The organism is Bacillus tequilensis KCTC 13622, from assembly GCF_000507145.1.
Classification (GTDB): Bacteria; Bacillota; Bacilli; order Bacillales; family Bacillaceae; genus Bacillus; species Bacillus tequilensis.
Window position 1 is genome coordinate 82,181 of sequence record NZ_AYTO01000032.1, and the last position, 13,072, is coordinate 95,252.

Genomic DNA, 13,072 nt, shown 5'->3' on the forward strand with positions numbered 1-13,072 from the left:
TCTTATTTATACGTTACAAGGAAGTATTTTTTCTTTCCGCGACGCAGGACAGTAAATTGGCCCTCAATGCGGTCTTCATCCGATAAGATATAATTCACTTCTGTCTGACGTTCGCCGTTAATGTAAACAGCGCCGTTTTGAATATCTTCACGAGCTTGGCGTTTAGATGGAGATAATGTAGATTGTACCAACACATCGACTAGTGATAGCTCTTGGCTGCTGTCAGCTTCCATAGACGGAACATCTTTAAAGCCGACTTTTACGTCTTGGGCGGAAAGCTCTTTAATATTGCCGCTGAACAATGCTTGGGAGATGTTGATAGCTTGCTTCAGTGCCTCATCTCCATGAACGAGCGCTGTCACTTCTTCTGCCAGGCGTTTTTGCGCTTCGCGTTTTTCAGGCGCCGTTTCTGTTTTTTCAGCGTATGCTTCAATTTCCTCTTTTGATAGGAACGTGAAGTATTTCAAGTATTTAATAACGTCACGGTCATCTGTGTTGATCCAGAATTGGTAGAATTCATATGGCGATGTTTTTTCCTTATCAAGCCAGATCGCGCCGCCTTCTGTTTTTCCGAATTTCGTGCCATCTGCTTTTGTGACAAGCGGAATCGTAAGGCCGAACGCTTTTGCCCCTTCTTCTTCTGATTTTCTGATCAGTTCAAGGCCTGCTGTGATATTGCCCCACTGATCGCTTCCGCCGATTTGCAGTTTACAGTTTTGGTCTCTGTAAAGATTTAAGAAATCAAACGATTGAAGAATCATGTAGCTGAATTCCGTGTATGAGATGCCGGATTCAATTCTTGAGCTGACCGTGTCTTTTGCCAGCATGTAATTGATGCCGAAATTTTTACCGACGTCACGAAGGAAGTCAATCACATTCATTTTGCCGATCCAGTCAAAGTTGTTCGCGATGACAGCAGGATTTTCTGCTGCATCAAAATCTAGAAATCTGGACAGCTGGTTTTTGATTTTTTGGGACCATTCGGATACGATGTCAGCTGTATTTAATGTACGCTCCGCTTTTTTTCCGCTCGGATCGCCAATGAGGCCCGTCGCACCGCCCACAAGCGCAATGGGATGATGCCCCGCAAGCTGAAAACGGCGGAGTGTTAAAATGGGCAGCAGATGTCCGATATGCAAGCTGTCTGCTGTCGGATCAAAGCCGGAGTACAGGCGGATTTTTTCTTCATTCAGTTGTTTATTCAATCCTTCTTCATCTGTCATTTGCTGAATCAATCCGCGGAAGGATAAGTCTTCAAGTAAATTTGTCATAAGATAAAACTCCTTTTTTATTAAAATAAAAAACGCCCCTTCGTTTACACGAAGGGACGATTGATTATCGCGGTACCACCCTACTAATAAGAGAACACAAAACATTCGTCTTATCACTTTGCCTGATAACGGATCAGGTCCGTTCTTTCACTACTGAAAGCCTCGCCGGCTTTGTTTGCAAAAGCGGTTCATGAGTGTATTCGATATATCCGTCTGTACTGATTTTCACCGGCCATCAGCTCTCTGGGACGTAAGGATATCCTACTTGTCTCAATCTTTACCTTTTCATATGAAGCTATATCATTTTTAACATAAATAAAATCCCATGTCAACGCCGCCTTTTAATCCTCCATCGTTGACAGATCACCAGCCGGCAGATTGAGCTCCCACGCCTTCAGCACGCGTCTCATAATCTTTCCGCTCCGGGTTTTCGGAAGCTTATCTTTAAATTCAATCTCACGCGGAGCGGCATGGGCTGCGAGACCCTGCTTCACAAAGAGGCGGATTTCTTCTTTCAGTTTATCAGACGGCTCAAATCCTTCTCTGAGCGCAATAAAGGCTTTAATGATTTCTCCCCGCACCGGATCAGGCTTTCCGATCACGCCTGCTTCCGCAATGGCTGGATGTTCGACAAGCTTGCTTTCCACTTCAAATGGGCCGACGCGCTCACCGGAGGTCATGATGACGTCATCAACTCTGCCTTGGAACCAGAAATATCCCTCATCATCCATGTAAGCAGAATCGCCAGACACATACCAGCCGCCCGGCATAAAATACGATTCGTACTTTTCAGGATTGTTCCAAATGGTATGCATCATGGAAGGCCAGCCTTTTTTAATGGCAAGGTTGCCCATTCGGTACGGCGGAAGCTCGTTGCCCTGATTGTCAACGATCGCTGCCTTCACACCGGGAATCGGCTTACCCATTGAGCCCGGTTTAATATCCATGCAAGGATAGTTGCAGATAAGCTGACTGCCCGTTTCTGTCATCCACCATGTATCATGGATTCGTTTGTTAAAAACTTTATGCCCCCATCTGATGACTTCCGGATTTAGCGGCTCACCGACACTGAGCACATGCCGTAGCGAGGTGAGATCATATTTCGCAGCCATCTCATCTCCCGCTCCCATCAGCATCCGAAACGCGGTCGGCGCGCTGTACCAGACGGTGACGCCAAGCTTCTCAATCGTTCCATACCAGCTTTCCGGACTGAAACGGCCGCCAACGATGACATTTGTCGTTCCGTTCAGCCACGGTGCAAAAATGCCGTATACCGTACCTGTCACCCAGCCCGGATCAGCGGTGCACCAGTAAATGTCTTCTTCCTTTAAATCAAGAACCCACTTTCCTGTTTGATATTGCTGAATCATTGCTTCATGGACATGAAGCACACCCTTTGGCGTTCCAGTGGAACCTGATGTATAGTGAAGCAGATAACCGTCTTTTTTATCCATCCATTCGATATCCAGCCTTGCGCTCTCCTGTCTTGCCGCTTCCTCATAATTGATAATGTTTGTGCCGCTCTCAGCCTCTCCGCCGACTACAAATATATGCTGTAAGTGAGGCAGCTTGTCAGCCGGGATTCTATCCAGCAGCTCAGGCGTTGTGACAACAACCTTTGCCTCGCTGTTTTCAAGCCGATCCTTCACCGCGCCCTCCATAAACGCTTCGAAAAGCGGGCCGGCGATGGCGCCAATTTTGATGGCGCCAAGCATAATAAAATAGAGCTCGGGGGATCTCGGCATAAAAATAAAAACGCGGTCCCCTTTTTCCACATTTCCATACCGTTTCAGCACATTCCCGGCTCTGTTTGATTCTTCCTTCATTTCTTTAAATGTGTATTTTTCATTCCGGTTAGCGTCTTTATAATAAAGCGCTACTTTGTTTTTTCGAAACGATTCGGCATGGCGGTCAATTGCTTCATACGCCGCATTCAGTTTCCCAGTCTCATGCCAGGAGAAATGTTTCTCTGCCTCGGCCCAATCAAAATGCCGGTACGTTTCTTCGTAATTTTTTAAATGATGATCCCCTTCCACTACTGGCAACGCTTTCAAATTCATGACCAAACATCCCCCTTTGCTGAAGTTGTCACTTTATTATAGTATATATTCATATTCTTCTCAATTTTTAAAATATAAACCGTATTGAAAACGCTTCATAATTTGTTATTCTTAAAGGGGACATGTATTTTTATAAGAATTGATGGGACGGTGGATCAGTGGAACATCATAAAACATACCATTCAGCAAACATCAAAACAGCAACCGGCTCCTTACTGATAGAAGGGCCTGTCTCTCCAGAAGATTTGGCAGGTTACGAGTTTCATAACGATTTAACCGCATTTCGCCCGCCCCGAGAGCAGCATGAAGCATTGGTTGAGATTGCCGGCCTTCCCGAAGGGCGCATTATCATCGCCAGAGACGGCCGAACCATTATCGGCTATGTGACGTATTTATATCCTGACCCGCTCGAAAGATGGTCTGAAGGAAATATGGAGGATTTGCTTGAGCTCGGGGCCATCGAGGTGGCGCCCGCCTATCGGGGATGTTCTGTCGGAAAGACGCTTCTGACCGTCAGCATGATGGATGAGCAAATGGAAAACTACATCGTGATGACAACGGAATATTACTGGCATTGGGATTTAAAAGGGCTGAAAAAAGATGTGTGGGAATACAGAAAGCTCCTGGAAAAGATGATGAATGCAGGCGGATTGGTTTGGTTTGCGACGGATGAGCCGGAGATCAGCTCCCATCCTGCAAACTGCCTGATGGCACGCATCGGGAAAAACGTCAGCCAAGAATCAATTGAACAATTTGACAGGCTTCGTTTTTATCATCGTTTTATGTATTAACTGACACTGACAAAGGGGAAAAAATAATGATTGTTGAGCAAATCATGAAAAGGGATGTCATGACATTAACGAAGACGGATACGCTTGAAACAGCCATTTGCAAACTGAAGGAATTCCATATCAGGCATCTGCCTGTCGTAGATGAAGATCGCCATGTGATCGGCATGATTACAGACAGAGACATGAAGCAGGCCAGCCCGAGTATTTTCGAAGAAAGCAAACGAAACCGATTTCTCACAAGAAGTGTGGATTCAATTATGAAAAAAGAGGTCGTCTGCGCCCACCCGCTTGACTTTGTCGAAGAAATATCTGCCGTGTTCTATGAGCACGGTATCGGCTGTCTCCCAGTGGTGCAGCATCAAAAATTAATAGGCATTTTGACGAAAACGGATTTGCTGCGGACATTTGTCAAATTGACAGGCGCTGATCAGCCAGGATCGCAAATCGAAATAAAAGTACACGACATCACAAAAAGCCTTGCGGAGATTAGCAGCCTTTGCCAAGTTCTTCAAGTGAAAATATTAAGCGTGCTTGTTTATCCGCATGACGATCCCGGCGTAAAAGTGCTTGTCTTCCGTGTGAAAACGATGAATCCGCTGCCGTTTTTGCAGGCATTACAAAGAAATGGGCACCATGTCGTATGGCCGTCAGAGCAAAGGGATCTGCTATGAGAGACAGTGTATTCATCTATTCTCCATCGTATCAAACCTATATGTTTCATCAGGAACATCCATTTAATCAGCAGCGGGTTCTGTTAACATACGATTTGCTCAAAACAATCAACGCTCTGGATGATAGAGACATTGTCAGTCCCAGACTCGCGGCAGAGGAGGAGCTCGCCCTTGTCCACACGGATGATTACATTCAGGCGGTCAAGCTTGGGGGCGCCGGAAAGCTTCCCGCTGAGGAAGGTGAAAGTTATGGGCTAGGCACAGAAGATACACCCGTCTTTGCCGGCATGCATGAAGCGGCATCACTCTTAGTCGGCGGCACTTTAACGGCCGCAGACTGGGTAATGTCAGGACAAGCCCTGCATGCGGCCAACCTTGGGGGCGGCCTTCATCACGGCTTTCGGGGGAGAGCTTCAGGGTTTTGCATATATAACGACAGCGCTGTGGCGATCCAATATATCCAGAAAAAATACAGCGCCAGGGTGCTTTATATTGATACAGACGCCCACCACGGGGACGGTGTGCAATTTACGTTTTACGATAACCCCGACGTATGCACGCTGTCCATACATGAAACAGGAAGGTATTTATTCCCCGGAACCGGTCAAATTCAGGAAAAAGGCAGCGGAAAAGGGTATGGCTATTCCTTTAATATCCCGCTTGACGCTTTTACAGAGGATGATTCTTTTCTTGAGGCCTACCAGGCGGCAGCTTCCGAAGTCGCCGCTTATTTTCAGCCGGATGTCATTATCAGCCAAAACGGCGCCGATGCCCATTACTATGACCCGCTGACGCATTTATCTGCAACAATCAAGATATATGAAGAAATCCCCCGGCTCGCCCACACTTTAGCGCATCAATATTGCGGAGGGAAATGGATCGCAGTCGGAGGCGGCGGATATGATATTTGGCGTGTCGTGCCCCGCGCCTGGGCCAGAATCTGGCTTGAAATGAAGGGAATTGATCCGGGAGACGATATTCCGCCGGAATGGATCGCGAAATGGCAAAAACAATGCCCCGTCACCCTTCCGTCAAGCTGGAGCGATCCAGCCGATTTATATCCTCCGATTCCCCGCAAGCCAGAAATTGCAGAAAAAAATGCCCAAACCGTCTGCAAAGCATTATATGCGATACGATCTGAGCGGCAAAGAACAAAGTAAAAAACGACCTTCACGAAGAGGTCGTTTTTGATTTTTTGATAACGATTTCCACACGCCGGTTTTCCTTCATGTGTTCGCTTGTCTTGTTATCCTTTACAGGCTTTGTATCCGCATAACCGACAGCAATAAAGCGTTTCGAAGGAAGTTTCTCTTTTGATGTAAAGTATTGAATCACTCCGCTCGCCCGTGCTGCTGACAGCTCCCAGTTAGACGGGTATCGGTATGTCGCAATGTTTCGGCTGTCAGTATGGCCTTCCACTTGAATGTCATTTGGAATGGTTTGAAGAAGAATGGCGATTTGGTGAAGAAGTGTTTCGGCATTTTTCAGCACCTTCGCCTCACCTGAATCAAACAGAACAGCCTCCTGCAGAACGAGCACGACACCGCGTTCATCCCGTTTGGCTGTCATTAGGGCTTTCAAATGGTTGTCTTTTATATATGTATTTACTTTCTTGAGAAGCTGATCCTGCTGATCCTCTTGCTTCTTCACATCGGCCGAAGATGGAGCCTTTTTTTCTGCGGACGTTTGGTCCGGCTGGAGTCCGCTACCCTCCTTTTGGATCGATTCGACTGCCGCTTTAAATTTTTGCAGATCGATTTGGGACATAGAAAAAAGTAAAATAAAGAACACAAGAATCAAGGTGATCAAATCTGTAAAGGTGACCATCCAGTTTGATGAAGATTGGCTGTTTTTCCCGCTTCCATTCCTTCTTTCAAAGCGTTCTCTTCTAAGCTTCATGTACAGATCCCTTTTTTGTTTTTGCTTGATTTGGCTGTTTTCTCCATTCTTCCCGTGAGCTGAAAACGACGAGCTGGCTTTCGAGATTGCGCGGGTTTTTTCCGGATTGAATTCCGATAACCCCTTCGACCATTACCTGCTTGATGAAAATTTCACTTTCTGTTTTTTCTTCGAGCTTTGCGGCAATCGGGTTGAACACCATGTTTGCCAGCAATGAACCATATAAGGTCGTCAGAATCGCAACAGCCATATTCGGTCCTAACATATGCGGATCATTTAAGTTTTTAAGCATCAGCACGAGTCCGACGAGCGTTCCGATCATCCCCCACGCCGGAGCGAATTCCCCCGCTTTTTCAAAAACACGCCGCCCTTTGCGGTGCCGCTCTTCCATCGCTGCGATTTCAGAGTCCATGACAAGGCGGATCGTTTCCTCATCCCAGCCGTCAATTGCTAAAAGCAATCCTTTTTTCAAAAATGGATCTTTGATGTCCCGGGCCTGATCATCCAATGATAAAAGCCCGTGTTTTCGGGCGTGATCGGAAAGAGAGACAAAGGTTCTCACAAGATCTTTTACATTGTCTTCCTGGCGGATAAATGCCTGTTTTAACACAGCGGGCGCTTTTTTCAGCTCTCTCGGCGGAAAACTGATAAAAACAGCGGCGCATAGTCCCCCTGTGACGATGAAGAAAGAGGTCAGATCAAGAAATGAGCGGAAACCGCTTAATCCTGATCCCGAGATAATTCCGATAACAATAATAATCGTTCCTAACACAAATCCTGCAGGTGTAAGATAATCAAAACGTTTCATCATTTCTCCCCATGAAAAAAGCAAGAATTCACCTTAAAGGTGAAGCTTGCCCTCTTGTTTTTCTTATGACTTAGTTGACTTTCTTAGCTCGATACGGTGCGGCAGTTCGACGATATGCTCTTCAACCGGCTCTTTATTCATGAGCTTTGTCAGCAGTCTCATCGCAACGGCGCCAATATCATATGTCGGCTGGACAACCGTTGTAAGCTGCGGACGAACCATAAGGCTTAATCTCGTATTGTCAAAGCCGATAATCTCGAGGTCCTCAGGAATGGACAGACCTTGATCCTGAGCCGCATGGATAATGCCGAGCGCCATTTCATCAGTTGCAGAAAGAATGGCTGTCGGTTTTTTGTCAAGGCTCATCAAATGCTGCAGCGCTTCAAGGCCGGAATCATATGTGTAATCCCCTTCAGCGACAAATTGTTCATTAAACGGAAGGTTCGCTTCTTCAAGCGCACGTTTGTAGCCTTGCAGTTTTTTTGAGCGGTTGATCGGTTCTGCCATAGGACCGGATACGAATGCGATGTCTGTATGTCCTTTATCAATCAAAAGCTTCACCGCATCATAAATCGCCTGTTCGTAATCGATCGCGACTGACGGTGTTTCCTCCTGCTCTTCTACAGAAGCGGCAAGTACAATCGGCACTGGGGAACGCTTAAATTCCGCCACATGCTCGTCCGTAATGTTTCCGCCCATAAACACGATACCGTCCACTTGTTTGCCGAGCATTGTGTTTAACAGGTGCAGCTCTTTCTCCATGTTTTGGTCAGAGTTGCTCAAAATAATGTTGTATTTATACATGGTCGCGATATCTTCAATCCCGCGCGCAAGCTCTGAATAGAAAATGCTTGAGATATCGGGAATGATGACACCTACAGTTGTTGTTTTTTTGCTTGCCAGGCCTCTTGCCACCGCGTTTGGACGATAGCCGAGACGGTCAATGGCTTCCAAGACTTTTTTCCGCGTTGTCGGTTTTACATTCGGGTTGCCGTTCACGACACGGGAAACGGTTGCCATGCTTACATTAGCTTCTCTCGCTACGTCGTAGATCGTAATATTGCTCATCCTAAAAACCACTCCTTTTACTGGATACACTTATCCTTATCTATAGCATAAACACTTTATGTAGAGAAATGTCATAATGTCCGAATTTATGTCGTTTATGATTTGTAAGCGTAAGTCAGTAGTGTACATTATTTTTCATTATTCATCAAATTTAAATACTTCTCATGAAATTATACACGTTTTTATAGATGATGAAAACGTATACTTGGATTTTATAACTAAATAAACAAGAAAGCATAAAAAAAGGCCGCAGACGCGGCCTTTTGGATAATTCAATTAAGCGTTGACTTTCACCATTGGTTTCAGTTCATTCAGCCATTTTTCGAATTCAGGAATCGCCATTTGCTGAGCAGAGTCAGAAAGTGCGACTGACGGATCAGGATGAACCTCAGCCATGACGCCGTCTGCACCGATCGCTAAAGCGGCTTTAGCTGTCGGAAGCAAGAGGTCACGGCGTCCAGTTGAATGCGTCACATCCACAAACACAGGTAAATGCGTTTCTTGTTTCAAAATCGGCACAGCAGAAATATCAAGCGTGTTTCGTGTTGCTGTTTCGTATGTTCTGATACCGCGCTCACAAAGGATAATTTGGTCATTTCCTTGTGACATGATGTATTCGGCAGCATTGATGAATTCAGAGATCGTTGCAGCAAGTCCGCGCTTCAGAAGCACTGGCTTTTTCACTGCGCCGGCCGCTTTCAGCAATTCAAAGTTTTGCATGTTGCGCGCTCCGATTTGAATGACGTCAATGTAGTCCAGTGCTTCTTCGATGTGAGCCGGGGTTACGATTTCACTGATCACTGCCAGGTCAAATTCGTCTGCAACACGCTTTAAAATTTGAAGGCCTTCAACACCAAGCCCTTGGAAGTCGTATGGGCTCGTACGAGGCTTAAAGGCTCCCCCGCGCAAAATTTTAATTCCTTGTTTTTTCGCAGCCGCAGCGACTTCAGCCACTTGCTCGTAGCTCTCTACTGCACATGGGCCGACAATGAATCTTTGCTGGCCGTCTCCGATTTTTTCACCTTTGATCTCTACAATTGTATCTTCAGGCTTTTTCTTACGGGAGACAAGCAGGGCTTTGCTGTGATCCTCTTCCTGAAGCTCTAAACCGGCTTTGAATATTTCTTTAAAAATGTGCTGGATGGTAGAATTTTCGAACGGCCCGTCATTGTTCTCAATGATATTGTTTAACATTGTGCGTTCTCTGACAGGATCAAATCGGTTGACACCTTGTGCTTCCTTCGCTTTACCGATCTCTTTTACAACATTTCCGCGCTCGTTGATTAGCTTTAAAATTTGTAAGTTTAATTCGTCTGCCTTCTGCCTTAAAAGCTCTAACTCTGTGTTGCTCATTTTCTTCATCCTTCCCTGCACATTCATTTTTTAATTTGTAGTTATCATGCATCTTACTATAAGTAATTCAAAATGGAAATACTGAAATAAAAAAAATTTTATAAAAACTCTCCTTTATTACCCAAACGCTTTTAAGTGATAAAGTAATCTATGAAGTTATCCTACATGATGTGAAGGCAATGTTCAAGGTTTTTTTCAAAAAAAAGCGCCAGAATATATCTGGACGCTTTTTTCTATGATAAATGCTGCTCTATGGCCGCTTCTGTAATTTGTGAATGGGAGGTATGCCATTTCACTTTACCGTTTTGGATGACGAAAACCTGAGGGCTTTCGTGCTTTACACCATAAGTTTCTGCGATGAAATTTGACAGCGGCCGTGCTTCTTGGACTTGCAGATAATAAACCGGCACATCCTCATGATGATTTGCGAAAGCATCAAACTCATGAAATGCTGCCTGGCTGATCGGGCATGTGGTGCTGTGTTTAAAGAAGACGAAAGTGCCTTCCTGTTCTGCAATCCGTTTAAATTCTTCCTCAGATCGAATTAGCTGTTTTGCCATGACTCAAGATCTTCCTTCCCGGCTCAGCGATTGATATGCTCAGCCTGTTTTTGTGCATCTTTCAGTTCGTCTTTTACATCTTCTTTCGTTTGGAGGACTTGATCTTTTGTTTCGTCGGCCGCCTGCATCGCTTCTTCTCTCATATCTTGCATTGAGGCTGATGAATCCGTTTTGGCAGATTTGGAACGGTCTCTTAAATCCTTCACCTTGTTCATGATCTGTCCTGACTGATCCGCGACAAGCTGTGTGATGTTAGATGTCTTGTCTTTTGCGATGCTGACATATTGCGTGCCTTTTTCCTTCGCATCCGCAGTCATTTTGTCTGTCTTTTCCCGTAAAGCAACAGCTTGGCTGCCGAGATCGTCGCGAAGTTCTTTGCCTGATTTAGGCGCTAGAAAAAGAGCGGTAGTGGCACCGACGATTCCCCCGATTAAAGTTCCGATTAAAAAATCTTTACTATTAATTCCATCTTTGCTCATCATTATTCCTCCTCATAATGTTTTTCTTTTATAGAACTGATTTTTTCTTTTGCTTCCATTTTTCCCAAATTTCCATCGCCGCTTGGCTCCATGTGACGACTTGATTGATTTTATCTTGATTTTCTCTTACTGATGCTGATACAGACCCTGCCGCCTGCTTCATGGATGTATTGAACTGCTGCACAGAAGTTCCCACCCCTTGAACAGCATGAACGACCGTGTTCAGTTTTTCTGATTTCTCCTGAATATCTTCAGCCAGGCGGTTGGTCTTATGTAAGAGCTCGGCTGTTTCAGTTGTGATGCCTTTCATTTGTCCCTCCAGCCCTTCTAGAGTGGATGCGACGTTTTTTAGTGTCAGCTGCAGTGACTTCAATGTTTTAGACAAATAGATCACTAATACGAGAAATGCGACTGCGATGAGTGCAACGCTTAAATAAAGAATAATAATCATCTCAAACCTCCTTGCTGCAGGATATACTGCTGTTTACCCGTTTCCTTAATTCCTAAACATGTGTACTGGGCTGTATACATATTATTCTCCGTTATGTAAGAAAATCCTTTAACAAGCTTTTCCTTCAGATAAATAAAAAGCAGTGAGATCACTGCTTTTTATTATGCCATGACGTTTTCGTAGGCTCTCATATATTTTTGGATATCCCCTGCTCCCATAAAGATGAGAACGGCTTTTTCATGAGCTTTTAAAACAGATGTGTCATCTTCTTCGATCAGCTTCGCATTATGAATTTTTCCCTGCAGGTCGCCAATTGTCAGCTTTCCTGCATTCTCTCGGGCTGAGCCGAAAATATCGCATAAATACACACAGTCAGCCCCGCTTAGGCTTTCTGCGAATTCGTCAAGGAATTGCTGTGTCCGCGTAAATGTATGAGGCTGAAATACAGCGACAATTTCACGATCAGGGTATTTCTGTCTTGCCGCCTCAATCGTCACTTTTATTTCGGTCGGATGATGAGCGTAGTCATCAATCAGCACTTGATCCCCGAGCTGCTTCTCATTGAATCTGCGTTTGACGCCGCCGAATGATTTGAGGCCATGTTTAATTACGCTGGCATCAATTTCTTCATAATGGCATAACGCAATGACGGCCAATGAGTTTAATACATTGTGATGGCCGTACGCTGGAATATAAAACGTATCATAGAATGTATTGCGGACAAATACATCGAAAGTTGTCCCTTCCGTGCTTTTTACGATGTTTCGGGCTTGAAAATCATTTTCTTCCCCCGTGCCGTAATACACTACCGGAACGTTCGCATGGATTTTCGGCAGATGCTCATCGTCTCCGCAGGCAATAATGCCTTTGTTGACTTGAAGCGCCATCTCTTGGAAAGCGTCAAACACATCGTCAATGCTAGAGAAGTAATCTGGATGATCAAAATCAATATTCGTCATGATCGCGTAGTCAGGCTGATAGCTTAAGAAATGGCGGCGGTATTCGCACGCTTCGAACACAAAGTATTCGCTGTTTTCATTTCCCTGGCCTGTTCCGTCCCCGATTAAGAAAGACGTCGGTTTGGCGTTTTGGATTACGTGAGCCAGCAGACCCGTTGTCGACGTTTTGCCGTGCGCGCCCGTAACGGCAACACTTGTGAATTTTTTCATGTAGTTGCCTAAAAACTTATGATAACGTATCACCGGAATTCCGTCAGACATGGCTTTTTCAATTTCGGGATGCGTGTCTGGGAATGCGTTTCCAGCGATAACTGTCATGCCGGGTTTGATATTATCCGCGCTAAAAGGAAGAACTGTAATGTTTCTTTTTTCAAGCGCTGTTTGCGTAAAAATAAATTTTTCGATATCCGATCCTTGGACAGTATATCCATTATCATGAAGTATTTGGGCAAGCGGACTCATACCGGTCCCTTTTATTCCAACAAAATGATAAACAGTCATAATTGTACCTCCAACAAACGTCTATCTGTTCCCCAGTATATGACGCTCATTTCAATTTGCGACCGCGGCGGCTGAAAAGCCGTCTTAAGCGGCGTATTTTATATGTTTTGTTATGTTCAGTATCCGGTTAATTCTTTCTGATTAAACCTAGATATCAAGATTTCTCTATGCTTCATCTGCTGTAAAGCGGCATGCTGTGAA

At 45.0% G+C, this 13,072-nt stretch carries 13 protein-coding genes and 1 other annotated feature; of the genes, 3 read left to right on the forward strand and 10 right to left on the reverse strand.

Features of this window, described 5'->3' with window-relative positions; genetic code table 11:
* Positions 1-2: 2 nt before the first annotated feature.
* Together tyrS and acsA are read right to left on the reverse strand one after the other, a co-directional pair.
* Positions 3-1,271 (reverse strand): tyrosine--tRNA ligase, encoded by a 1,269-nt coding sequence (tyrS, locus tag V756_RS0110415; protein ID WP_024714614.1) that lies wholly within the window; start codon positions 1,269-1,271, stop codon positions 3-5.
* Between the two features lie 49 nt (positions 1,272-1,320).
* Positions 1,321-1,558: a binding site (T-box leader), on the reverse strand.
* A 54-nt stretch (positions 1,559-1,612) separates the two neighbouring features.
* The gene (gene acsA / locus V756_RS0110420; RefSeq protein WP_024714615.1) at positions 1,613-3,331 is read right to left on the reverse strand and encodes an acetate--CoA ligase; all 1,719 of its coding nucleotides are present in this window, start codon (positions 3,329-3,331) and stop codon (positions 1,613-1,615) included.
* Positions 3,332-3,489: 158 nt separating this feature from the next.
* Between acsA and acuA the strand changes: the two genes are divergently transcribed.
* The 3 genes from acuA to V756_RS0110435 are packed head-to-tail and all read left to right on the forward strand — an operon-like array spanning position 3,490 to position 5,953.
* Positions 3,490-4,122: an acetoin utilization protein acetyltransferase AcuA gene (gene acuA / locus V756_RS0110425; RefSeq protein WP_024714616.1), complete on the forward strand. Its 633-nt coding sequence runs from the start codon at positions 3,490-3,492 to the stop codon at positions 4,120-4,122.
* 26 nt (positions 4,123-4,148) lie between these two features.
* Positions 4,149-4,793 (forward strand): acetoin utilization AcuB family protein, encoded by a 645-nt coding sequence (locus tag V756_RS0110430; RefSeq protein ID WP_024714617.1) that lies wholly within the window; start codon positions 4,149-4,151, stop codon positions 4,791-4,793.
* Positions 4,790-5,953, forward strand: coding sequence for an acetoin utilization protein AcuC (locus V756_RS0110435; RefSeq protein WP_024714618.1), 1,164 nt, complete (start codon positions 4,790-4,792; stop codon positions 5,951-5,953). The genes V756_RS0110430 and V756_RS0110435 overlap by 4 nt, the downstream gene beginning before the upstream one ends.
* Before the next feature lie 10 nt (positions 5,954-5,963).
* Here the strand turns inward: V756_RS0110435 and motS are convergent, their stop codons facing one another.
* From motS to murC, 8 genes are all read right to left on the reverse strand, one after another.
* The gene (motS, locus tag V756_RS0110440; RefSeq protein ID WP_024714619.1) at positions 5,964-6,692 is read right to left on the reverse strand and encodes a flagellar motor protein MotS; all 729 of its coding nucleotides are present in this window, start codon (positions 6,690-6,692) and stop codon (positions 5,964-5,966) included.
* Positions 6,682-7,500 carry a flagellar motor protein MotP gene (gene motP / locus V756_RS0110445; RefSeq protein WP_024714620.1) on the reverse strand — a complete coding sequence of 273 codons (819 nt, stop codon included), beginning with the start codon at positions 7,498-7,500 and terminating at the stop codon, positions 6,682-6,684. The genes motS and motP overlap by 11 nt, the downstream gene beginning before the upstream one ends.
* Before the next feature lie 63 nt (positions 7,501-7,563).
* Positions 7,564-8,568, reverse strand: coding sequence for a catabolite control protein A (gene ccpA / locus V756_RS0110450; RefSeq protein WP_024714621.1), 1,005 nt, complete (start codon positions 8,566-8,568; stop codon positions 7,564-7,566).
* A 276-nt stretch (positions 8,569-8,844) separates the two neighbouring features.
* Entirely contained in the window at positions 8,845-9,921 is a 1,077-nt protein-coding gene (locus V756_RS0110455; RefSeq protein ID WP_024714622.1) for a bifunctional 3-deoxy-7-phosphoheptulonate synthase/chorismate mutase, read from the reverse strand.
* A 233-nt stretch (positions 9,922-10,154) separates the two neighbouring features.
* The gene (ytxJ, locus tag V756_RS0110460) at positions 10,155-10,481 is read right to left on the reverse strand and encodes a bacillithiol system redox-active protein YtxJ (RefSeq protein ID WP_024714623.1); all 327 of its coding nucleotides are present in this window, start codon (positions 10,479-10,481) and stop codon (positions 10,155-10,157) included.
* Between the two features lie 23 nt (positions 10,482-10,504).
* Positions 10,505-10,960, reverse strand: coding sequence for a YtxH domain-containing protein (locus V756_RS0110465; protein ID WP_024714624.1), 456 nt, complete (start codon positions 10,958-10,960; stop codon positions 10,505-10,507).
* 28 nt (positions 10,961-10,988) lie between these two features.
* Complete coding sequence (locus tag V756_RS0110470) at positions 10,989-11,411, reverse strand: DUF948 domain-containing protein (protein ID WP_024714625.1); 423 nt, start codon at positions 11,409-11,411, stop codon at positions 10,989-10,991.
* A 161-nt stretch (positions 11,412-11,572) separates the two neighbouring features.
* Positions 11,573-12,871 (reverse strand): UDP-N-acetylmuramate--L-alanine ligase, encoded by a 1,299-nt coding sequence (gene murC, locus V756_RS0110480; protein ID WP_024714626.1) that lies wholly within the window; start codon positions 12,869-12,871, stop codon positions 11,573-11,575.
* Between the last annotated feature and the right edge of the window lie 201 nt (positions 12,872-13,072).

Bases quoted from the DNA above. Each gene is read 5' to 3' on its own strand.
- tyrS (WP_024714614.1), bottom strand. From the start codon at position 1,271: ATGACAAATTTACTTGAAGACTTATCCTTCCGCGGATTGATTCAGCAA.
- acsA (WP_024714615.1), bottom strand. From the start codon at position 3,331: ATGAATTTGAAAGCGTTGCCAGTAGTGGAAGGGGATCATCATTTAAAA.
- V756_RS0110430 (WP_024714617.1), top strand. From the start codon at position 4,149: ATGATTGTTGAGCAAATCATGAAAAGGGATGTCATGACATTAACGAAG.
- V756_RS0110435 (WP_024714618.1), top strand. From the start codon at position 4,790: ATGAGAGACAGTGTATTCATCTATTCTCCATCGTATCAAACCTATATG.
- motS (WP_024714619.1), bottom strand. From the start codon at position 6,692: ATGAAGCTTAGAAGAGAACGCTTTGAAAGAAGGAATGGAAGCGGGAAA.
- motP (WP_024714620.1), bottom strand. From the start codon at position 7,500: ATGAAACGTTTTGATTATCTTACACCTGCAGGATTTGTGTTAGGAACG.
- ccpA (WP_024714621.1), bottom strand. From the start codon at position 8,568: ATGAGCAATATTACGATCTACGACGTAGCGAGAGAAGCTAATGTAAGC.
- V756_RS0110455 (WP_024714622.1), bottom strand. From the start codon at position 9,921: ATGAGCAACACAGAGTTAGAGCTTTTAAGGCAGAAGGCAGACGAATTA.
- ytxJ (WP_024714623.1), bottom strand. From the start codon at position 10,481: ATGGCAAAACAGCTAATTCGATCTGAGGAAGAATTTAAACGGATTGCA.
- V756_RS0110465 (WP_024714624.1), bottom strand. From the start codon at position 10,960: ATGAGCAAAGATGGAATTAATAGTAAAGATTTTTTAATCGGAACTTTA.
- V756_RS0110470 (WP_024714625.1), bottom strand. From the start codon at position 11,411: ATGATTATTATTCTTTATTTAAGCGTTGCACTCATCGCAGTCGCATTT.
- murC (WP_024714626.1), bottom strand. From the start codon at position 12,871: ATGACTGTTTATCATTTTGTTGGAATAAAAGGGACCGGTATGAGTCCG.